The organism is Paenibacillus sp. Soil750, from assembly GCF_001428045.1.
GTDB lineage: Bacteria > Bacillota > Bacilli > Paenibacillales > NBRC-103111 > Paenibacillus_E > Paenibacillus_E allorhizoplanae.
In genome coordinates, this window is record NZ_LMSD01000043.1 from 42,692 (window position 1) to 63,919 (window position 21,228).

Consider the following 21,228-nt stretch of genomic DNA (forward strand, 5'->3'; position numbering starts at 1 on the left):
ATTTTGCCAGAAAATCAAAGAGTAACAGTCATCGGCGCAGGATTGGCAGGCAGTGAAGCCGCATGGCAAATTGCCCGTCAAGGCGTGCCTGTTACTTTATATGAAATGCGTAATGTAAGGAAAACTCCTGCTCATATAACGGATCAGTTCGCTGAACTTGTATGCAGCAACTCTCTGCGCTCCAATGGTCTAACGAATGCAGTAGGTGTTCTAAAAGAAGAGATGAGACGAATGGACTCTCTCATTCTTGCTTGTGCTGACGAGCATGCAGTACCTGCTGGAGGAGCTTTAGCGGTTGACCGCGATGGATTCTCTCAAGCAGTAACTAACACATTACGTAATCACCCATTGATTGAGGTTCGTAACGAAGAACTTCAAACACTCCCTGAGGGAATAACAGTAGTTGCCACGGGGCCACTGACATCTCCAGATTTAGCTGCAGAACTCAAAGCATTAATGGGGGAAGAGTATTTATACTTTTATGATGCTGCAGCACCTATTGTTGAGAAAGATTCAATCGATATGAATAAGGTGTACTTGGCTTCTCGTTATGATAAAGGGGAAGCGGCATACTTGAACTGTCCGATGACGGAAGAAGAGTTCAATGTGTTCTACGAGGCTCTAATTACAGCTGAAGTAGCAGAATTAAAGGAATTTGAGAAAGAAATTTATTTTGAAGGCTGTATGCCTTTAGAAGTAATGGCGAAACGCGGTAAACAAACTGTGTTGTTCGGACCTATGAAGCCTGTTGGGCTAATCAATCCGCACACGGGTAAAATGCCACATGCAGTTGTGCAGCTTCGTCAAGATAATGCAGCAGGTACCTTATATAACTTGGTAGGTTTCCAAACGCATTTGAAGTGGGGAGAGCAGAAACGTGTCCTTCAGCTTATCCCTGGTCTAGAGCAAGCAGAGTTCGTCCGTTATGGCGTTATGCATCGTAATACGTTCATTAACTCACCGAAGCTGCTAGAACCAACTTATCAATACAAACGTCGTGAGAATCTATTCTTTGCAGGTCAAATGACAGGTGTTGAGGGGTATGTGGAATCGGCTGCTTCTGGCTTGATTGCTGGACTGAATGCAGGTCGAATGGCGAAAGGACAAGACTGTGTTGTCTTGCCAGCTGAAACGACATTAGGAAGCATGGCACAGTATATTACAACTGCAGACTTCAAACATTTCCAGCCGATGAATGCTAATTTTGGTTTACTTCCTGCACTGCCAGAACGTATTCGGAACAAAAAAGAAAAATACGAAAAGCTGGCAAACCGCGCATTAGAGAGTATTCAGAATTTTGAGAAAACAATCGCTGAATAAGTTGTCATGTGATGATCCACTGTGTTACTATAAATTAATGTTTTATTGCATTTTTCATTCGTTTGATCATACATTTACCTCTAGATGCGGTCTACTCAACCTTTAGACCTCGCTAGAGGTTTCTCTCATTTTTGCGACCCATAGACAATGGAGAGGTCTCTTTACGGAATTAATTCTTATAGAGGGGTGAATCGAAATGGAACCCAATCAAGCAACGTTTCATGCGACAACGATATTTGCAATTCGTCATCAAGGTAAGGGAGCTATAGCCGGTGACGGGCAAGTGACATTCGGCAATAGTATGATCATGAAGAGCACGGCCAAAAAAGTACGGCGTTTACATAGAGGGAAAGTCATTGCTGGTTTCGCCGGTTCCGTTGCTGATGCGATAACGCTTTTTGAGAAGTTTGAAGGCAAGCTGGAAGAACACCATGGAAATCTTCAACGTGCTGCAGTTGAGCTAACGAAGGATTGGCGTCAAGATCGTGTGCTGCGGAGACTGGAAGCTATGATGATCGTCATGGATGCTTCAGGACTTTTACTGCTGTCCGGTAATGGAGAAGTCATTGAACCCGATGATGGCATTTTGGCTATTGGTTCTGGCGGGAGCTTTGCACTCGCGGCAGGTAGAGCGCTGCACCGACATGCACCTCAGCTTAGTGCGAAAGAAATTGCCCACGCGGCGTTGACGACAGCAGCTGAAATTTGTGTGTTTACCAACCATAATATTATTGTTGAAGAGATTGAATAGACTAGAACGTATGTTTTTTAAGAGGAATTAGCACACGCTCTCAATTGATCGATTAACTTTAGCCTACATTTAAGGAGGTATCACATATGGCAAACAGCTCTCTTACCCCTAAACAAATTGTCCAAGAACTGGATCGATACATTGTGGGGCAGAAAAAAGCGAAAAAATCCGTTGCGATCGCACTGCGAAATCGATATCGGAGAAATTTGGTTGACGAAAGCATGAGAGATGAAATTGTACCGAAAAACATCCTCATGATTGGACCTACTGGTGTTGGGAAAACAGAAATTGCGCGGAGACTTGCGAAGCTGGTTGGCGCGCCTTTTATTAAAGTTGAAGCGACGAAATTCACTGAAGTGGGTTATGTGGGCCGTGATGTAGAATCGATGGTACGTGACTTGGTTGAGACATCAGTGCGTATGGTCAAAGCTGAACGTATGGAAAAGGTCAAGGATCGTGCTGAGAAGCTCGCTAATGAGAGATTAGTTACTTTACTTGCTCCGAGTCCTACCCGTGCCAAAACACAGCGTAATCCGCTTGAGATGTTGTTTGGCGGGCAAAATAAAGATGAGCAAGACGAGACGCCGCCTGATTCAAATCTGGCTTCTAAAAGAGCTCAAGTCGCCGAACAATTATCCAATGGTAAATTAGAAAACGATCATGTAGAAATTGAAGTGGAAGACGCAACGCCTTCCATGCTTGATATGCTTGGTGGTCAAGGTAATGAACAAGCAGGGATGAATATGCAAGAAATGTTCGGGAGTCTGCTGCCCAAAAAGATGAAAAAACGGAAACTGCTTGTGAAAGAAGCTAGAAAAGTTCTAACACAAGAAGAAGCACAGAAATTAATTGATATGGACGATGTGATCCAGGAATCGATCAACCGCGCGGAGCAAAGTGGAATTATTTTTATAGATGAAATTGATAAAATAGCAAGCAGCAGCCGCGGTGGAAGTGGACCGGATATTTCGCGTGAGGGTGTTCAAAGAGATATCTTACCGATTGTAGAGGGTTCTACGGTTGTAACTAAGTATGGTTCTGTTAAAACAGATTATGTGCTATTTATTGGGGCAGGAGCTTTTCATATTGCCAAGCCATCTGATCTCATTCCAGAACTGCAGGGCAGATTCCCAATTCGAGTCGAACTAAGCGATTTAACATTAGAAGACTTCGTTTCGATTTTAACGGAGCCTAAGAATGCTTTGACTAAACAATATACAGCTTTGTTGCAAACGGAAGGTATAACGATTGAATTTGCAGAGGAAGCTATTCATGAAATTGCTCGTATTGCCGTTGAAGTAAATCAACAAACAGAAAATATTGGAGCTCGTCGTTTACATACAATTTTAGAAAAATTGTTGGAAGATTTATCTTTTGAAGCACCTGAAATCACATTAGAGTCACTAGTGATCAATCCAGCTTATGTACGTGAGAAACTAAGCAGTATTGTTCAAAATAGAGATTTAAGTCAGTATATCTTATAAGAAATAAGCAGGTTGCAGTTAGTAGGAGGCAGTTACATGAGTTTATTAAATAAAACAAGAAGGCTGAATCGTTTGCTCCAAAAAGAAGCGGGCAATGCGGTTAGCTTTATGGATATGGCAGAAGTACTAAGAGATGTCGTCATCGCAAATATTTATGTGGTTAGCCGTAAAGGTAAAATTTTAGGCTATGCGGTTACGAATGATCCTGTGTCTCCTGAAATGAATCAAACGATTCTAATCGAACGCAGGTTCCCAATTGAATCTAACAATTTATTGCTAAAAATCGAAGAGACCTCATCTACATCGGAGCCAGACAGTCCGTATTTTTATTATACAGACCAGATGAAGGATATGTTTCCAGCGACGCATACAACTTTAGTGCCAATTATTGGTGGTGGCGATCGTTTGGGCACCTTGATTCTAAGTCGAAGCGAAGGTCACTTTATTGATGATGATCTGGTTCTCGCAGAATATGGTTCAACGGTTATTGCAATGGAAATATTGCGAGAGCGCGCGGAAGAGATTGAAGAAGAAGCCCGCAGCAAAGCAGTTGTTCAAGTTGCAATTGGCTCATTGTCTTTCAGTGAAATGGAAGCTGTTGAACATATTTTTGAGGAACTGGACGGCAAGGAAGGATTGTTGGTGGCGAGTAAAATTGCAGACCGAGTGGGTATAACTCGTTCTGTTATTGTAAATGCGCTGCGTAAACTGGAAAGTGCTGGCGTGATTGAAACGCGATCACTAGGAATGAAAGGCACTTATATCCGTATATTAAATGAACAACTGATGCAAAGCATTGAACAGATGAAGTCAAAATTATAATAATAAATGTTAAAGCCCTATCTGGTAAAAAGATAGGGCTTTTTTCTTATTGTAACTTATCGTAATATCTTAGATGATAAAGAGTATAAGTCAAAGGTTTACAAAATTCTACATATAGAACTATTTTGTATCAAGAATTGAGAATAATGTCGAAATAAGAAGGAATCAATTCTGCCAATGTTGAAATAGTAAATGAATATTATTTAGAGTGAAGGGGAATCGTTTATGTCTTTATTAGACAAGCCTAGTTGGAATATGATGGAGCGTTCGCTGGATGCATCGACGCTAAGGCAAAAAGTGGCGGCGAATAACATTGCCAATGTGGATACTCCTAACTTTAAACGTTCCGATGTTGCATTTGAAGAGCTCTTACAAGGACAAATGAATGCGAATACACCTTCAATAGATGGCTTTCGTACAGATCCAAGGCATTTTGTAATCGGGAAAACTACGACATTACCAAATACCGAAATTAAATCAGATAATTCGACAGCAATAAACAACAACTTAAACAATGTGGACATGGATTACGAAATGTCATTGATGGCCAAAAATCAACTTAAATACAATACGATGATTCAACAGATGAATAGCGATTTCAAAAAACTTCGTACGGTCATTGGGGGCAGGTAATAAACGATGAGACTTACAAACGGATTTGACATTAGTGCATCTGCTTTGACTGCGCAACGCTTGCGTATGGATGTTGTTTCGTCCAACATCGCCAATGCGGATACAACAAGAGCAAGGTTTGTTGATGGAAAATGGATGCCTTACACGAGAAAGTTAGTTTCATTCGAGACGAAATCTCAGCCTAGTTTCGCCCAATCACTGAACTCAGCGATGGCCGATGGAACTGGTGAGGGAGTTCGAGTGAATAAGATATTTGAAGACAAATCACCATTAAAACAAGTGTACAATCCTTCGCATCCTGATGCAGATACCAATGGATTCGTCTACATGCCGAACGTGGATATTACCAAAGAGATGGTGGATATGATTTCAGCAACGAGATCTTATGAAGCCAATGTAACAGCATTAAATGCAAGTAAAGCGATGATTACCAAAGCTTTGGAAATTGGTAGATAGGAGGATACGTGATGATTGACAAAATTAGTTACAGTCCGATAAATATAATGAGTTCTATTAGTCCGAAGGATAACGCGGGTGAGGGAGCAGATGATTTAGGTAAGAAATTCGGCTCATTTTTGAACGAGGCGATGACCAATTTGAGTGCACAGCAAAAGCAAGTCGATCAGTTGAACGAAAGCTTCATTAAAGGGGAACTTTCAGATGTACATCAATTGACAATTGCCTCGGAGAAAGCTTCATTAGGACTCGAACTTACAGTTCAGGTCAGAAATAAAGTGCTCGAGGCGTACCAAGAAATCATGAGAATGCAGCTGTAACTATAGAGATGCTGCTAAATTTGGGTCAATGAGGTGACAGAGTGAACGAGAACCTGCTCCAGTACTGGGAAAAGGTGAAGCAATACTGGAATCGTTATAATCGGACGACGAAAATTATTTTTATAGCTACTGTGTTCTTATTGATTCTAACAGCTGCCATTATAAGTGTTAATTTGTCGAAAACAGATTATTCGTTGGCATATACAGAATTGCAACCCAGTGATGCAGCCAATATCAAATCTTATCTAGATACAGCGAAAGTACCTTATCATCTGAGTGCTGATGGAAAAAGCATAGAAGTGCCGACAAGTGAAGTAGCCAATGTCAAACTTGCAGTTGAGTCTCAAGGGTTGAATAAGAACGGTTCCCTGGGCTTTGAAGTTTTTAGCGGAAGTAGTTCATTCGGTATCACGGATAATGAATTCAAAGTGAAATACTTGAGCGCGATACAAGGTGAACTTCAACAACTTATTAATGCGAATCAAGCCATTTCAAGCTCTAAAGTAAATATATCTCTGCCAGAGGAAGGTCCATTCCTACAGCAACAGGCGGAGAAAGCAACAGCATCAGTTGTTTTACAAATCAAGCAGGGTTATACCTTAGATCAACCCAAAGTCGATACGATTTATAATCTAGTATCACATAGTATTAAGAATTTACCGATTGAGAATATTTCTATTTCGGATCAGAATTTACTCTCGTATAAGTTTAGTGGTGAAGCTAATAGCACGCCGAGAGATACAGATATTAATACCCAGTTCCGAAATGATTTACAGAAGAACATCAACTCGATGTTGGGTACGATGTTTGGACGCGATAAAGTGAGTGTCAGTGTATTTACGACGATGAATTTTGATCAGAAGAAAACCAAAGAACAACTCGTAAGGGCACCGAACCAAGTTGATCAAAAAGGAATTGAAATCTCCCTCCAAGAAGCAAATGAGTCTTATCAAAATAAAGGCACGGAAACAGGTGGTGTTCCTGGTACCGGCGCAACGGATGTACCTGGTTATCCAGGGACAGCAAATAATGGGAACTCAACATCAGAGAAAAACAGTAAAACAGTCAATTATGAAGTGGATCGCATTACAAATGACATTATCTCTACACCGTATGTAGTGAAGGATGTAAGTATTAATGTTGGCATCGAGCCTCCAGTAAGAGATGATCCGAACTCTTTAACTGCTGAAACGAAAACAGCCATTCAGAATGCGCTAGTGAATATTGTGAGAACTGCACTAGCTGATAATAAGACTACTTATACAGACGATGAATTGCAGAAAAAAGTTACGGTTTTTGCTCACTCATTTGTAAGATCTTCCGATGCGAGTGCAGCGAAGACATCTACTTACTTGACTTATGGTGCATTAGCGTTAGCGGCACTAGCCATTGGAGCATTTATTGGGTTTGCAATTAGAAGACGCAAGAAAGCGGCACAACAACTTCTGATTGATCAAGAAATGGATGTTGCTTCTCAAAAGGCAGAGCTTCCAACGATTGATATTGAAAATGTAACGAATGACAATCAAGTGCGTAAGCAGCTCGAAACGCTTGCAAGAAAGCGACCAGAAGAATTTGTTAACTTGCTGCGTACTTGGTTAGTAGACGAATAGAGGTGCACTTGTATGGCCAGAGCCGCTTTACAAGGGTTGACCGGACGACAAAAGGCAGCTATTCTTTTGATCAGTTTAGGCCCTGAGGTTTCAGCACAAATTTTCAAACATTTACGTGAAGAAGAAATTGAACAATTAACACTTGAAATAGCGAATGTTCGTAAAGTAGATACCTTAGAAAAGGATTCAATTCTTTCCGAGTTTCACCAAATTTGTTTGGCACAAGAATTTATCTCTCAAGGTGGAATCGCTTATGCCAAGGATATTTTGGAGAAGGCATTAGGTTCTCAAAAAGCGCTTGATATCATCAATCGCCTGACAGCTACACTTCAAGTAAGACCTTTTGACTTTGCTCGGAAAGCAGACCCAGCGCAAATTCTCAACTTCATTCAGAATGAGAATTCGCAAACAATTGCACTCGTATTATCTTATCTGCAAGCTGAACAAGCATCGATCATTTTGTCTTCACTCCCACAGGAGAAACAAGCTGATGTTGCTAAACGGATTGCACTCATGGACAGTACATCACCAGAAGTTATTTCACAGGTGGAACGCGTGTTAGAACAGAAGCTGTCCTCGACGGTTACGCAAGATTACACAAATGCTGGTGGTATCGCATCTATCGTTCAAATCTTGAATGGTGTTGATCGTGGAACGGAACGTACGATTCTCGACTCATTAGAAATTCAAGATCCAGAACTTGCTGAAGAAATCAAAAAACGGATGTTCGTATTCGAAGATATCGTCAATATCGACAATCGTTCAATTCAACGTATTATCCGCGATATTGAAAATGCTGATTTGCAACTTGCTCTTAAAGTTGCGAGTGAAGAGGTTCGTGATGTGTTATTCAAAAACATGTCCAAGCGTATGGCGGAGACTTTCAAAGAAGAAATGGAATTTATGGGGCCTGTTCGATTGCGTGATGTGGAAGAAGCACAAACACGTATCGTGGCTACGATTCGTCGTTTAGAAGAGTCGGGTGAAATCATCATCGCACGTGGTGGAGGAGATGATATTATTGTCTAATGTCATTAAATCATTCGCATATTATCCGATGGAAAGTAAAAAGATTTTTGAATCGCTTGCCACTCAAACAGAGGCTGTTCAAGAAACTCCCGCTGTTGAAAATAGCATGTCACCGGAAATGCAAATTGAGATTAACGATGCAACCTCATTAAAAAAGCAAATCTTGGATGATGCTGAAGCTTTTGCCAGTGACCAAATTGAACAGGCAAAGCGAGAATGTGCGTTAATCCGCCAAGAAACAGAATCCGACATTGCGAGTTGGTGGGAAAGTAAGCGAGCTGAAGATGTAGAACTAGCGAATGCTTCGAAGCAAGTAGGATTTGATGAAGGTTATCGTCAAGGTGCTGCTCAAGCGGAGAGTGCTCTTCGAAAAGAATACGATGAAATGTTAGCTGAAGCGAGATCCATACTTGAATTATCGTATAAGCTGAAGCAACAAATTATCCAAGAGTCAGAACCTTTTCTAATAGAATTAAGCACATCCATCGCAGAAAAAATTATTGTTCGTCAACTTTCGCTCGAGCCTGATTGGGTAATTGAGTTCATTCAGAAAATACTCGCTCGCCGACGCGAAAAGGGAATTATTACTTTATGTGTAGCGCCTTCACAGTTCGCGTATATCCAGGATGCTAGAGAAGAATTGATCACATCGATTGATTCACAAGCCGAACTCGAAATTATACCGGATTCTTCTGTACAAGATCAAGGTTGCGTAATTCGCTCATCGTACGGAAGCATAGACGCGAGAATTGATACTCAGTTGAAAGAGATTAAGTCAACGCTCCAGCAACTGGCCTTACAAAGTGAGGAATCATAATGACACAGACATCGATCCCGAAGGTGGATAAATACAAAGAAGTTTTACAAACGATTGATCCAATTAGGGTAAACGGTAAAGTGACGCAAGTTATTGGACTTACAGTTGAATCTGAAGGTCCTGATGTCAGCATTGGTGATCTATGTTATATCTATCCGCATAAATCGAATAAACCATTAAAAGCGGAAGTGGTCGGTTTTCGAAGCAACAAAGTTATTCTAATGCCGCTTGGTGATCTCGATTCCATTGGACCTGGTTGTGATGTTGTTGGCACAGGTAAACCATTAACAGTTCAGGTTGGACATGAGCTTTTGGGAAAAGTTTTAGACGGTTTAGGTCAACCCTTAGATGGCTCCTATCTGCCTTCAAGGATGGCGCAGTATTCGACAAATAATTTACCGAGTAATCCCTTAACGCGCCCACGTGTACTCAATCCAATTTCTGTTGGTGTCCGTTGTATAGATGGATTATTGACAATTGGTAAAGGTCAACGTGTTGGTATTTTTGCAGGCTCAGGTGTTGGGAAAAGTACTTTAATGGGAATGATAGCCCGCAATACGTCTGCCGATGTCAATGTTATTGCTCTCATTGGAGAGCGTGGCAGAGAAGTGTTGGATTTCATTGAGCGTGATCTGGGTCCAGAAGGTTTGGCGAGATCCGTTGTTATCGTGGCGACATCCGACCAACCCGCATTAATTCGGATTAAAGGCGCTATGATTGCGACAAGTATTGCTGAGTATTTTAGAGATCGCGGCTTAAATGTCATGATGATGATGGATTCCGTAACACGATTTGCTATGGCGCAACGTGAGGTGGGACTAGCCGTTGGTGAACCTCCAGCTACTCGGGGATACACACCATCCGTATTCGCTATGCTACCTAGGCTTCTAGAACGGTCAGGTACAGGTGCGAAAGGTTCCATTACTGCATTTTACACGGTGCTTGTTGATGGTGATGATATGAATGAACCTATCGCAGATGCGGTCCGAGGAATCTTGGATGGTCATATCGTCCTGAACCGAAGTATTGCAAACAAGGGCCACTATCCTGCGATCGATGTCTTATCAAGTGTAAGTCGAGTTATGAAAGAAATTGTACCGTCAGAACACATGGAAGCTGCAGATCAACTTAAGCGTCTTCTCTCTATATATAAAGATTCGGAAGATCTAATCAATATCGGGGCGTACCAGAAAGGTTCTAATCCAAATATTGATATAGCGATGGATAACATTGAAGCCATTTGGAATTTCACGAAACAACGAACAAGTGAAAAGTTAACATACGAAGAAGCTCAAGAACGTTTAATCCAAGAATTTTATAAGGGATGAGGATCCTAGATGAGTTTTCGCTATTCTTTCCAGCAAATTGTCGATTTGAAGAATAATGAACGAACGCAAGCAGAATGGATTTTATCTGAGGCAATGGGGCAGTTAAGGAATGAAGAAACGAGCTTAAACGGATTGTTCGAGCAGAAGGAAAACTTGCACAATGAAATGATTCAAGCAACTAGCCATTCTGTGTCGATATCGAACATGCTTCTCATGCAGAGCTATATGAATCATGTGGACAAACAAATTGCTCGCAAGCATCAGGATGTTAAACAAGCTAAACATATCGTAACTGAGAAGCAAGAACATTTGTCTGTGAAAATGATTGATGAAAAAGTATGGACTAAAGCAAGAGAAAAAGCACATAACCAATTCCAATTCATGGTCGCTAAAAAAGAGCAGGATGCTCTTGATGAAATGGCTACAAATCGCTTTAGGCGGTTATCGTATTAAGCTAGATAAGGAGGGACGAAGAGATGGCCGATACAAGCGTAGAGGGTGCATCTTATAGTGCACTGGAGCGATTTCTGATATGGTTTGTCATCCCCTTTGTGTTTACGGCGGTTTTACTCTTCGTGCTGCTTTCAATTTTTGATTATGATATCAAAAGTAGTATTCAAAAAGCATTGCACAACACGCCTGTCGTTGGATTAATAGTCCCAGCACCCAAAGAAACTGCACCAGTGACAGTTGAAGGTAAAGCAGTATCATCTGAGCAAAGTGTTAAACTAAAGGAAGATGAGATAGCGAAGCTGAATGCCCGTGTTAATGAATTGACAGCAGCATTGCAAAAAGCGGATTCTACGACTGAGAATAAAGACGTATCCCTAAAAGCAGCAGTTGCGAAGGTTGCCGAACTTGAGGAAAAGTTAAAAGATAAAACGCAATCGGAAGAAGAATACACGAATCAAATCACACAGCTTGCCAATATGTACGCCAAAATGACGCCGAGTAAAGTTGCACCTATCATTGAGGCATTGACCCCAAGTGAAATGGTACTGGTATTCTCTATGATGAAAGCAGATAATCGAGGAGCGATTCTTGAGAAAATGGATGCTGCAAAAGCAGCAGCTGCTTCCATCGGCTTGAAAGATATCGTGCCAGTTCGTGACAAAGAGATAGCCGCTTTACAAGAGAGACTAGCCACGAATAACACGAAGGATGCCAAGGCAGCAACTAGCACGGTGAGTACTTCGGATCTTGGACAAACTTTTGCCAATATGACACCAAAAAGCGCTTCGAACGTTCTGCTAGAGATGAATAAATCAAATCCAGCAAAAGTTTTATCCATTTTAAGTGGGATGGATAATTCATCACGTTCTAAGGTGATGTCTGCCCTCTCAGATGCGAATAAGGAAATTGCAGCATCGATTGCAGCAAAGCTTGTTCCCTAACTTGCAGGTGAATTAAGAAGGGAGGTGAAAAAAATGGACGTACAAATGACTTCAGCACCGGTCGCTCAACCAGGAGCAACGACTGCGGGAAAAGCGAGTTCTAAAGGAAGTGGAACGACAGATAGCTTTTCAGCGCTTCTTTCTGACCAAACCGCACAAGAGAATGTACCAACGGTTGAAGGCCAACCAACAGAGACTGAGCTTTCAATGAGTATGATGTTGCAAATGCTACAAAGTTTGGTAATGCCGATTCAAACTGAAGTGGCTCAAGAATCAAATTTGACTTCGTCGGATGGCACATTGCCAGAATTGCTTATAGAAGCAATGAATAGCAATCCTGAACTTGCTGATAAATTATTGCAAGATCCTAAGGTGAAAAAGTGGTTTGATGATGCAGAAGATTTGTTAGCTGCGCTTAGTAACACAACAAACCCACTTGCATCTGGAAATCTTGCAATGTTGCAACAGCCAACGAAACATTCAATGAGTCTGAAAGCGCAGAATACATTGTTAACACTGTCAGCTTTATCCAAGCAGCAGCCAGACAATCCGATTCTAAACTTCTTAAATTCAGAACTTGCGAGTACTATTCAACCGTTGCTTCCAGAGATTTTAGCAGGAGTTGGAAATGCCCAGAAGATAACTGGCAATGATGTATCCTCTAGTTCAATTGAGTCTAATCTACCTGTCACTGGAGCTAAGGAACACACTTCATCGAATGGTAGAATTGCTTCCAACAAGTACATAAACAAATCGCTAGATAACAGTCTTTCCGTAAATCTTCAATCGCTTCAGCCAAAACAAGAGAAATTTGCAATTAAGCATATTCCATTCGTTGTAGCTGAACAGTCAAAAGACATATCGGAATCGACAATTTTACCACTCGTTGATCTGCCACTTGAGACATCTACGGGAACAAATTCAATCGTTACGATTGGTGATTTACAGAAATCTCAGCAAGTGACGATTGTAGCTGATAAAACGCCAGTACCGGTGTTAACAGCAGCTAATTTCACAGAAGAGATGACTACACATGTATTGAAAAACATGAAAATTACGATGTCCGAAGGATTCTCTGAGGCTAAACTATCTTTGTTTCCTAAAAATTTAGGACATGTAGATGTGAAAATTTCCATGCATGATGGACAACTATTTGCTCAGTTTGCAGCTGATACCTTGGCAGGGAAACAAATGCTAGAAAGCCAGTTGCCTCAATTACGTCAAGCGCTACTTACACAGGGCTTACAAGTTGAGAAATTAGAAGTTACGCAAAGTCAAAACATGTCTTCAAACATGTTCCAAGAACAACGTCAACCGCAAACCTTTAATCAATCACAACGACAACCCAAAAATCGCTCGGGTGAAATTGAAGTAGATGCTATTGAGTTTAAAGAAGATATGGAGCAAATTGCACAGCTTCGCAATCATGCAAACGGTAATTCCTTCGATGTCATTGCCTAAACTGAAGTAGAATGTATTGTTGGAGGTGAACGTATGGCTACAAATCCAATCGTTGGCAATGTTACAGACCTGATTAATAAAGGGACTAACACGAAAACCAAAGATAAGGATAGTACAACCTTGGGTAAGGATGATTTCCTGAAAATTTTAATTACACAACTTCAGAATCAGGATCCTACACAGCCTTTACAGGACAAAGAATTTATCGCTCAAATGGCTCAATTTACTTCTGTTGAGCAATTAACGAATATGGCTAGTGAAATGAAACTGATGAGACAATCATTAGGCTTCGTGTCCGGATTAATTGGTAAATCAATTTCTTGGACTGGAACAGATGCATCAGGTGTTACAACTGAGATGTCTGGCGTAGTAGATTCGATAACTTTTAAAGATGGGAATCAATTTGCCACTGTGAATGGTGTGGAAGTTTCCCTTGATAAGTTAAAGAAAATTGAAAACGCTGGAGAAACAGAATGACAGAGCGAATATCCATAGGTCAACTTTATCCTAGCGCGATTTCTCCCACTTCAACGAGAAGAACACCATCGCAGCAAGTAATACCTACTGGGAATAACGGAAATCCTGCTTTTCAGAAAATTTTTCAAGATCAATTTGTAAGGTTTAGTCATCATGCTGAGGTCAGGTTAAAAGAACGCGGCATTCAGCTAAAACCAGAGCAAATTGAGAAAATGAACAAGGCGATTGATAAAGCTGCATCCAAAGGTGCCAAAGACGCACTACTGATCTTAGCAGGGAATGGTTATATCGTAAATGTACCCAATCGAACTGTCGTGACTGCTCTAGATGGCCAAGCTATGAATGATCATGTGTTTACACAGATCGATAGCGCCATGATAATTTCATAGGTTTACAGGGCTCGACCGTTTAGGAAGCCTGGGGTTGTGGATCGAAAGAAGCAACTCAATTTTTAATACTTACATCCGATTTAGGAGGCCTATTCATGTTAAGATCTTTGTACTCAGGCGTTTCAGGTATGCGTGGTTTTCAAACGAAGTTAGACGTTATTGGAAATAATATCGCTAACGTAAATACCATCGGATTTAAAGGTAGCCGTGTTATGTTTAAAGATATTCTTAGCCAAACTGTTTCAGGCGTAAGTGCGCCAGACGAGAACAGAGGTGGCGTGAATGCACAGCAAGTTGGTTTAGGTGTTAGTATAGCTGCTATAGATACTGTACATACAGCTGGTAGCGCAATGACGACAAATGTTGTAACAGATTTACGTGTGAATGGTGATGGCTTCTTCGCAGTTGGAACTGCCGATCAAGTAGATGTTCCTTTTTTGACAAGAGCTGGTAACTTCACAGTGGATCCGAATAGGAACCTTGTGAATTCTGAGGGGCTACATGTTATGGGCGCCGAAAATGCAGGTCCCATTGTCATTCCAGATGAGATCGTATCATTCTCGATTGCTCAAAATGGAGACATTATTGGCGTAAATGCTGATGGTGAAACGATCAATACAGGGCAAAGAGTTGGCGTTGTGAAAGTAATCAATCCAGCTGGTCTTGAGAAAATCGGTGGTAACCTGTATCAAATGACTGCAAACGCAAATCCAGAGCCTGAGATTGTAGTTGGTTCTCCTGGTGATCCAGAAACGGGAACGGGGACACTCGTCTCTGGGCAACTAGAAATGTCTAATGTAGACTTAACTGGTGAATTTACAGAAATGATTATTGCTCAGCGTGGTTTCCAAGCGAACTCCAGAATTATTACAACTTCAGATCAAATCCTGCAAGAGGTTGTAAATCTTAAGCAATAGTGAGTAATTGAATGAATAGAAGGGGGGAGCTAAGCTCCCCTTACCCTGATTCAGGAGGAGAACGATGATTTCTCTCACTCGTTTAAATGGCAGGCCGCTTATCTTGAATGCAATTCTTATTGAGCTTATCGAAGAAACTCCGGATACGATGATTACGTTGACGACAGGCAAGAAAATCACAGTTCTCGAAAAGGCAGAGGTTGTGGTAAGCTTAGTGCGGACCTACATGCAAGAAATTGGTTCCGTCCGAGCGACAATACAGTCCAGGGATACGGAGGGTTCATAAGTGTTTAAGAACAAAATATTTATTCTCATTGTTTCCATCCTTATTGCTATCACACTAATTCTTACAGCTGCGTTCGTGTTGTGGAACTTTATGGAGAAGAATAATGAGTCCACAGATCCTGCTGTGAAGGCTCAGGATGCTGTTGCGAGTGTGAAACCAACGAAAGCACCTTCAGCGGAGACCGTTAAGGCGAATACTTCAATCATTAAGGATATTTTAACGAACTTATCTGGCAGTCAGAATTTCATTAAAATAAGCTTTGCGTTTGAAATGGAAAATTCAAAGGCTAAAGCTGAATTCGATAGTTTGCTCGACTCTGCCGTTAAGGGAACGATTGTCCAGATTCTTGGCGATATGACGAAAGAGCAAATTGAAGGAAGCAAAGGTTCAGATAGTTTAACTTCTACAATAATGAACAAACTAAACCCATTATTGCATGAAGGTAAAATTAAACAAATTTGGATAACTGATAAAGTGCTGCAGTAACTCATAAATGATTTTGCTTAAAGGAGGTGACTCGAATGGTTGATGTTTTATCGCAAAATGAGATCGATGCCTTGCTGGCTGCGTTGTCCTCTGGGGAAATGGATGCCGATGAACTTAAGAAGGAGGATACTCAGAAGAAGGTAAGGGCTTATGATTTTAAGAGAGCAGTACGTTTCTCTAAAGACCATATTCGTAGCTTAACTCGGATTCATGAAAATTTCGCGCGTTTTTTAACGACATATTTTTCAGCGCAACTGCGTACTTTCGTGCAAATCAGTGTAGTTCAGGTTGAACAATTGCCCTATGATGAATTTATTCGTTCGATCCCGAAAATGACCATTTTGAACATCTTTGAAGCAGAGCCTTTAGAGGGTCGAATGGTACTTGAGGTACATCCCAATGTTGCCTTTGCTATGTTGGATCGATTACTAGGCGGAGCAGGTACGACGCCAACCAAAATTAATGCATTAACCGAGATTGAAACAATCGTTATGGAGCGCATTTTCAGTCGAGCATTTGATAGCTTGCAAGAAGCATGGAAGACCGTTATTGATATTCAACCTCGTTTAGAGGCACTAGAAACGAATCCGCAGTTTATGCAAATTGTTTCTCCTAATGAAACGATTGCATTAATATCGCTGAGCACCAAAATCGGGGACACAACAGGTATGATCAACTTATGTATTCCTCATGTTGTTATTGAACCTATTATGCCTCGGCTTTCTGTACATCACTGGTTTGTTTCCCAGAAGAAAACGAGAGCACCTGAAGAAGTGGAAGCACTTCAATCACGCTTGGAGAAAACCAAGCTACCTCTCATTGCAGAATTGGGATCGTCTGAAATTTCTATCCAAGATTTCTTAGGCTTAACAATAGGCGATGTAATCCCTCTGCATAAATCCGTCGAAGATTCGCTTCAAGTCAAAGTGGGCGAGAAGCTGAAATATCTCGGAAGCCCTGGTACCGTAAAAGGGAAGATGGCTGTACAAATTACAGAAATCGTGAATGAAGGAGAAGAAGAATATGATGAATAACAGAGATTATTTGTCGCAGGAAGAGATCGACGCTTTATTGAGACAATCATCTGAAGAAAGTTCTGTCTCTTCATTTCATGGGCCTCCGCAAGTAGAAGATTTTTTATCCCCGCTCGAGCAAGATGCGCTTGGGGAAATTGGTAACATTACGTTCGGCAGCGCGGCGACAGCGTTATCGACGTTACTGGGCAAAAAAGTAGATATTACGACACCTAAGGTGTCTGTTATCGGTAAAGAAGAATTGGAAGAACAGTTTCCAAGACCTCATGTAGCCGTACATGTGAACTATGTTGATGGTTTCGATGGAATTAACTTACTTGTTATTCAAACCAAAGATGCACAAGTTATCGCCGATCTTATGATGGGTGGAGACGGCACAGGCGGTGATGAAAACCTAAGTGAAATTCATATCAGCGCAGTGCAAGAAGCCATGAATCAGATGATGGGTTCATCGGCTACATCCATGTCTACGATCTTTAATCGATTTGTCAATATCTCTCCACCTGGAATCGACATATTAAATTTGTCGAAAGGAGAAGGAAAACTGCCTGACGAGGACGTATTTATAAAGATATCGTTCCGACTTGCCATTGGCGATCTTATTGATTCCAATATTATGCAGTTATTGCCTGTTCCTTTTGCCAAAGAAATGGTATCGATCTTAATGGGTGGTGGTGATACTGAATCAGCAATGGAAGCTGCACCAGCGGCGCAAGCACCACCAGTAGTAGCTCCACCTGTACAAGAAGCTCCTAAATCGCAACCAGCACCTGTGTATGAGCAACCTGTTTACCAACAACCGATGTATGAGCAGCCGATGTATCAGCAGCCTCCTATGGGTCAGCCGATGTATCCACCACAACAACCGATGTATCCACCGCAGCAGCCAATGTATCAACAACAGCCTCCAGCTGCGTTTGGTGGTATGCCTAATCGTAATGTGAATGTTCAGCCTGTCCAGTTTGGTAATTTGCAATCAGGCTCTTACACGCAAGCGGATGATACAAACCTGAATTTACTTCTCGATATACCACTTAAGGTAACCGTAGAGTTGGGCAGAACGAATAAGGTGATTAAAGACATCTTAGAACTGTCTCAAGGGTCTATCATTGAATTAGACAAGCTTGCTGGTGAACCGGTAGACATTTTGGTGAATAATAAGTTGATTGCCAAAGGTGAAGTTGTAGTTATCGATGAGAATTTTGGGGTTCGTGTAACTGACATTGTTAATCAATGGGAACGAATTCAAAAATTACAATAATTTAATTTTAGGGGGATATTTTCAATGGCTAACCGTATTCTAATTGTGGATGATGCAGCTTTTATGAGAATGATGATTCGTGATATTTTATCTAAAAATGGGTATGAAGTATGTGGCGAAGCGAATGATGGTGCACAAGCTATCGAAAAATATAAAGAATTGAAACCAGATCTAATTACAATGGATATCACAATGCCTGAAATGGATGGTATTCAAGCTTTGAAAGAAATCAAGAAAATTGAACCAAACGCGAAAGTAATTATGTGTTCTGCGATGGGTCAACAAGCCATGGTTATTGATGCCATTCAAGCCGGCGCGAAAGATTTCATTGTTAAACCATTCCAAGCTGACCGTGTAATCGAAGCTATCAAAAAGACTCTAGGTTAAACCGTCCGGATTCGGTTGAGTCTTACATAAACCGAAAGGGTTGTTCTTATGAAAAGACTTCAATCGAAAAAAGCATACTTAACGATTCTCAGTTTTATGGCCATGCTCTACACAAGTAAAGTCGTACATGCTGAAACTGAACCGAATAAAGTTGATCCAATAACTGACTATCCAGGTTCATTGGGCTCAGGGGACTCACTTTTAATGGTTGTTAAGGTGATTTTAGTTCTTGCATTTATTATTATTCTTTTTTATGTACTGATGAGATATGTGGCAAAGAAAAATAAAGGTACAATGTTTGGGAACTCGATTCGTTCTTTAGGTGGAGTTCCCCTAGGCCAAAACAAATCCATACAAATTGTGGAAATCGGGCATTCCCTCTTCGTTGTTGGCGTCGGTGAGAATATTCAATTATTGGATAAAATCATGGACGCCGATGAAGTGGCTTATATCTCAGAGCTCTTACAATCCTCACAGGATGATCGAATGGGCTTTAGTACAATAAGCAAGTGGATCAACAAGATACCACGAAAGAAGAACGATATAGAAGAGGAAGTAGAGATTACTTCTTCGTTTCAACAAGTATTTCAAGATAAATTAAAGCGTGTAACAGATCGGAATAAGCATGTAGAAGAATGGTTGTCTGATCAAAAACAAACAGATCGGTTGAATGAAGAATGAAAAGAAATAAATTAATTGCCCTATTACTGTTCACTGTGATATCCATGTTCCTACTGTCATTAACTGCTTCTGCTGCCGAAACTGATCTTACGAATCCGATTCCCGGATTAAACGTTAATATCGGTACGAGCACGGCAACGGGGGGCTCTTCGAATACGGTTACACTCCTTTTGTTGCTAACGGTATTAAGTCTAGCTCCTTCAATTCTTATTTTAATGACGAGTTTCACACGCATTGTTATTGTATTGGGTTTTGTTCGAACGTCATTAGGAACTCAACAAATGCCACCTAATCAGGTTTTAATCGGACTCGCTCTGTTTTTAACCTTTTTTATTATGTCTCCAACTTTAGGGGAAGTTAATCAAACAGCACTTCAACCGTACTTAAAAGGTGAAATCAATCAAACGCAGGCTTTTCAGACGGCATCATTACCCATGAAGAAATTTATGTTTAAGCATACGCGTCAGAAAGATTTGAAGCTGTTTCTCGATTATTCCAAAGCTAAAGCGCCGACTGGTGTAGAAGACATACCTCTCACTTCACTAGTACCTGCCTATGCCATCAGTGAATTAAAATCTGCATTCCAAATGGGATTCATGATATTTATTCCATTTTTGGTTATAGATATGGTTGTATCCAGTACATTAATGGCGATGGGGATGATGATGCTCCCGCCCGTGATGATTTCACTTCCATTCAAAATCCTTCTTTTTATTCTTGTAGATGGTTGGTATCTTGTGGTGAGATCGTTACTCTTAAGCTACGGTTAAATACCAAGATATCGGAGGTAATCTAGATGGGTTCGGAATTTGTAATACGAATTGCTGGCGAGGCTGTATATACCGTTCTTAAGGCTAGTGCGCCAATGCTGCTTATTGGATTAATCGTTGGTTTGGCTATTAGTATTTTTCAAGCAACGACACAGATTCAAGAGCAAACACTTGCCTTTGTTCCGAAAATTGTTGCTGTATTGCTTTCCATCCTTATTTTTGGATCATGGATTATGAATACATTAGTTGATTTTACATTTAATCTACTCAACAATCTTTACAAATTCGTTGGTTAGGTTGTGAGTGAAATGCCAACAATTATTCAAGCTATCCCTATTTTTCTGCTTATTTTTTGTCGAATTACATCATTTTTTGTCGTGGTACCAATTCTTTCTTCCAGAAATATACCAATGATGTTCAAAGTAGGACTCTCTGTATTTATATCCTTGATTATTTTTGCGACATTGGGGATGGAGAAGTCCATGCCGATTGATGGTGTATACGTACTATTGATTATTCGTGAGATGCTTATAGGTATCATTTTAGGTTTTCTCGCGTATCTGTTTTTCACCGTTGTCCAAACGGCGGGTTCATTTATGGATATGCAAATTGGATTCAGTATGGCAAGCGTTATCGATCCTTTATCAGGTGCTTCAACACCAATGCTAGGTAATTTGAAATATATGATTGCTGTTCTGTTGTTCCTATCTTTTGACGGTCATCATTACTTGATCAGAGCGATCATTGACAGTTACAAATGGGTGCCAATTGATAACGCATTATTTAGCCGCATATACGACGGACAAATCTCTGACTTTTTATTTAAATCGCTCTCCAAGATGTTTTACCTGTCATTCCAACTCGCTGCTCCCATAGTAGCAGCATTATTTCTAACAGATTTAGGTTTAGGTCTTCTGACAAGGGTTGCACCGCAATTCAATATTTTTGTAATCGGGGCGCCTCTTAAAATGATTCTTGGGTTTTTCCTGCTTGTTATTGTATTCCCAGAGTTAATTTCACAATTTCAGCAATTGTTTGGAACAATGTTTGACTATATGGAGCAAATACTACATATAATGGGCGGTTCGCCGCAGACAACACCTAAGTAGGAG

Annotated in this window: 26 protein-coding genes; all 26 read left to right on the plus strand. The window is 40.8% G+C overall.

Annotation, left to right across the window (positions count from 1 at the left end; translation table 11 throughout):
• Window positions 1-3 precede the first annotated feature (3 nt).
• The 26 genes from trmFO to fliR all read left to right on the plus strand — a co-directional run bounded on the left by trmFO (window position 4) and on the right by fliR (window position 21,225).
• Complete coding sequence (gene trmFO, locus ASL11_RS33090) at window positions 4-1,320, plus strand: FADH(2)-oxidizing methylenetetrahydrofolate--tRNA-(uracil(54)-C(5))-methyltransferase TrmFO (RefSeq protein WP_056624898.1); 1,317 nt, start codon at window positions 4-6, stop codon at window positions 1,318-1,320.
• 196 nt (window positions 1,321-1,516) lie between these two features.
• Complete coding sequence (hslV, locus tag ASL11_RS33095) at window positions 1,517-2,071, plus strand: ATP-dependent protease subunit HslV (RefSeq protein ID WP_056624901.1); 555 nt, start codon at window positions 1,517-1,519, stop codon at window positions 2,069-2,071.
• Between the two features lie 86 nt (window positions 2,072-2,157).
• Window positions 2,158-3,555, plus strand: coding sequence for an ATP-dependent protease ATPase subunit HslU (hslU, locus tag ASL11_RS33100; protein ID WP_056624904.1), 1,398 nt, complete (start codon window positions 2,158-2,160; stop codon window positions 3,553-3,555).
• A 36-nt stretch (window positions 3,556-3,591) separates the two neighbouring features.
• Entirely contained in the window at window positions 3,592-4,377 is a 786-nt protein-coding gene (codY, locus tag ASL11_RS33105; RefSeq protein ID WP_056624907.1) for a GTP-sensing pleiotropic transcriptional regulator CodY, read from the plus strand.
• Window positions 4,378-4,602: 225 nt separating this feature from the next.
• Window positions 4,603-5,010, plus strand: coding sequence for a flagellar basal body rod protein FlgB (flgB, locus tag ASL11_RS33110; protein WP_056624910.1), 408 nt, complete (start codon window positions 4,603-4,605; stop codon window positions 5,008-5,010).
• Window positions 5,011-5,016: 6 nt separating this feature from the next.
• Entirely contained in the window at window positions 5,017-5,466 is a 450-nt protein-coding gene (gene flgC / locus ASL11_RS33115) for a flagellar basal body rod protein FlgC (RefSeq protein WP_056624912.1), read from the plus strand.
• A gap of 11 nt (window positions 5,467-5,477) precedes the next feature.
• On the plus strand, window positions 5,478-5,786 hold the full coding sequence (gene fliE / locus ASL11_RS33120; protein ID WP_056624917.1) for a flagellar hook-basal body complex protein FliE: 309 nt from the start codon (window positions 5,478-5,480) through the stop codon (window positions 5,784-5,786).
• A gap of 41 nt (window positions 5,787-5,827) precedes the next feature.
• On the plus strand, window positions 5,828-7,399 hold the full coding sequence (gene fliF, locus ASL11_RS33125; protein WP_056624920.1) for a flagellar basal-body MS-ring/collar protein FliF: 1,572 nt from the start codon (window positions 5,828-5,830) through the stop codon (window positions 7,397-7,399).
• 12 nt (window positions 7,400-7,411) lie between these two features.
• Window positions 7,412-8,428, plus strand: a complete 1,017-nt coding sequence (gene fliG, locus ASL11_RS33130; RefSeq protein WP_056624923.1) for a flagellar motor switch protein FliG — start codon at window positions 7,412-7,414, stop codon at window positions 8,426-8,428.
• Entirely contained in the window at window positions 8,412-9,245 is an 834-nt protein-coding gene (locus tag ASL11_RS33135; RefSeq protein ID WP_235550651.1) for a FliH/SctL family protein, read from the plus strand. The genes fliG and ASL11_RS33135 overlap by 17 nt, the downstream gene beginning before the upstream one ends.
• A complete protein-coding gene (gene fliI / locus ASL11_RS33140) occupies window positions 9,245-10,573 on the plus strand; it encodes a flagellar protein export ATPase FliI (RefSeq protein ID WP_056624929.1) in 1,329 nt (442 codons plus the stop codon). The genes ASL11_RS33135 and fliI overlap by 1 nt, the downstream gene beginning before the upstream one ends.
• Before the next feature lie 9 nt (window positions 10,574-10,582).
• A complete protein-coding gene (fliJ, locus tag ASL11_RS33145) occupies window positions 10,583-11,026 on the plus strand; it encodes a flagellar export protein FliJ (protein WP_056624932.1) in 444 nt (147 codons plus the stop codon).
• A gap of 23 nt (window positions 11,027-11,049) precedes the next feature.
• Complete coding sequence (locus ASL11_RS33150; protein WP_056624935.1) at window positions 11,050-11,967, plus strand: MotE family protein; 918 nt, start codon at window positions 11,050-11,052, stop codon at window positions 11,965-11,967.
• A gap of 33 nt (window positions 11,968-12,000) precedes the next feature.
• Entirely contained in the window at window positions 12,001-13,428 is a 1,428-nt protein-coding gene (locus ASL11_RS33155) for a flagellar hook-length control protein FliK (RefSeq protein ID WP_056624937.1), read from the plus strand.
• Between the two features lie 33 nt (window positions 13,429-13,461).
• Entirely contained in the window at window positions 13,462-13,905 is a 444-nt protein-coding gene (locus ASL11_RS33160; RefSeq protein ID WP_056624941.1) for a flagellar hook capping FlgD N-terminal domain-containing protein, read from the plus strand.
• On the plus strand, window positions 13,902-14,294 hold the full coding sequence (locus tag ASL11_RS33165) for a TIGR02530 family flagellar biosynthesis protein (protein WP_056624944.1): 393 nt from the start codon (window positions 13,902-13,904) through the stop codon (window positions 14,292-14,294). Before ASL11_RS33160 ends, ASL11_RS33165 begins: the two co-directional genes overlap by 4 nt.
• A gap of 95 nt (window positions 14,295-14,389) precedes the next feature.
• Window positions 14,390-15,211, plus strand: coding sequence for a flagellar basal body rod protein FlgG (flgG, locus tag ASL11_RS33170; protein WP_056624947.1), 822 nt, complete (start codon window positions 14,390-14,392; stop codon window positions 15,209-15,211).
• 64 nt (window positions 15,212-15,275) lie between these two features.
• Window positions 15,276-15,497: a flagellar FlbD family protein gene (locus tag ASL11_RS33175; RefSeq protein ID WP_056624951.1), complete on the plus strand. Its 222-nt coding sequence runs from the start codon at window positions 15,276-15,278 to the stop codon at window positions 15,495-15,497.
• On the plus strand, window positions 15,498-15,983 hold the full coding sequence (locus tag ASL11_RS33180) for a flagellar basal body-associated FliL family protein (RefSeq protein WP_056624955.1): 486 nt from the start codon (window positions 15,498-15,500) through the stop codon (window positions 15,981-15,983).
• A 35-nt stretch (window positions 15,984-16,018) separates the two neighbouring features.
• Complete coding sequence (fliM, locus tag ASL11_RS33185) at window positions 16,019-17,017, plus strand: flagellar motor switch protein FliM (RefSeq protein ID WP_056624958.1); 999 nt, start codon at window positions 16,019-16,021, stop codon at window positions 17,015-17,017.
• Complete coding sequence (fliY, locus tag ASL11_RS33190; RefSeq protein ID WP_056625531.1) at window positions 17,010-18,278, plus strand: flagellar motor switch phosphatase FliY; 1,269 nt, start codon at window positions 17,010-17,012, stop codon at window positions 18,276-18,278. The genes fliM and fliY overlap by 8 nt, the downstream gene beginning before the upstream one ends.
• A 24-nt stretch (window positions 18,279-18,302) precedes the next feature.
• Window positions 18,303-18,665, plus strand: coding sequence for a response regulator (locus ASL11_RS33195; RefSeq protein ID WP_028558282.1), 363 nt, complete (start codon window positions 18,303-18,305; stop codon window positions 18,663-18,665).
• Window positions 18,666-18,713: 48 nt separating this feature from the next.
• Window positions 18,714-19,346 carry a flagellar biosynthetic protein FliO gene (locus tag ASL11_RS33200; RefSeq protein ID WP_056624961.1) on the plus strand — a complete coding sequence of 211 codons (633 nt, stop codon included), beginning with the start codon at window positions 18,714-18,716 and terminating at the stop codon, window positions 19,344-19,346.
• Entirely contained in the window at window positions 19,343-20,116 is a 774-nt protein-coding gene (gene fliP / locus ASL11_RS33205; RefSeq protein ID WP_056624964.1) for a flagellar type III secretion system pore protein FliP, read from the plus strand. The genes ASL11_RS33200 and fliP overlap by 4 nt, the downstream gene beginning before the upstream one ends.
• A 26-nt stretch (window positions 20,117-20,142) precedes the next feature.
• Window positions 20,143-20,412 (plus strand): flagellar biosynthesis protein FliQ, encoded by a 270-nt coding sequence (fliQ, locus tag ASL11_RS33210; protein WP_028558285.1) that lies wholly within the window; start codon window positions 20,143-20,145, stop codon window positions 20,410-20,412.
• Between the two features lie 12 nt (window positions 20,413-20,424).
• A complete protein-coding gene (fliR, locus tag ASL11_RS33215) occupies window positions 20,425-21,225 on the plus strand; it encodes a flagellar biosynthetic protein FliR (RefSeq protein WP_056624967.1) in 801 nt (266 codons plus the stop codon).
• Window positions 21,226-21,228 lie beyond the last annotated feature (3 nt).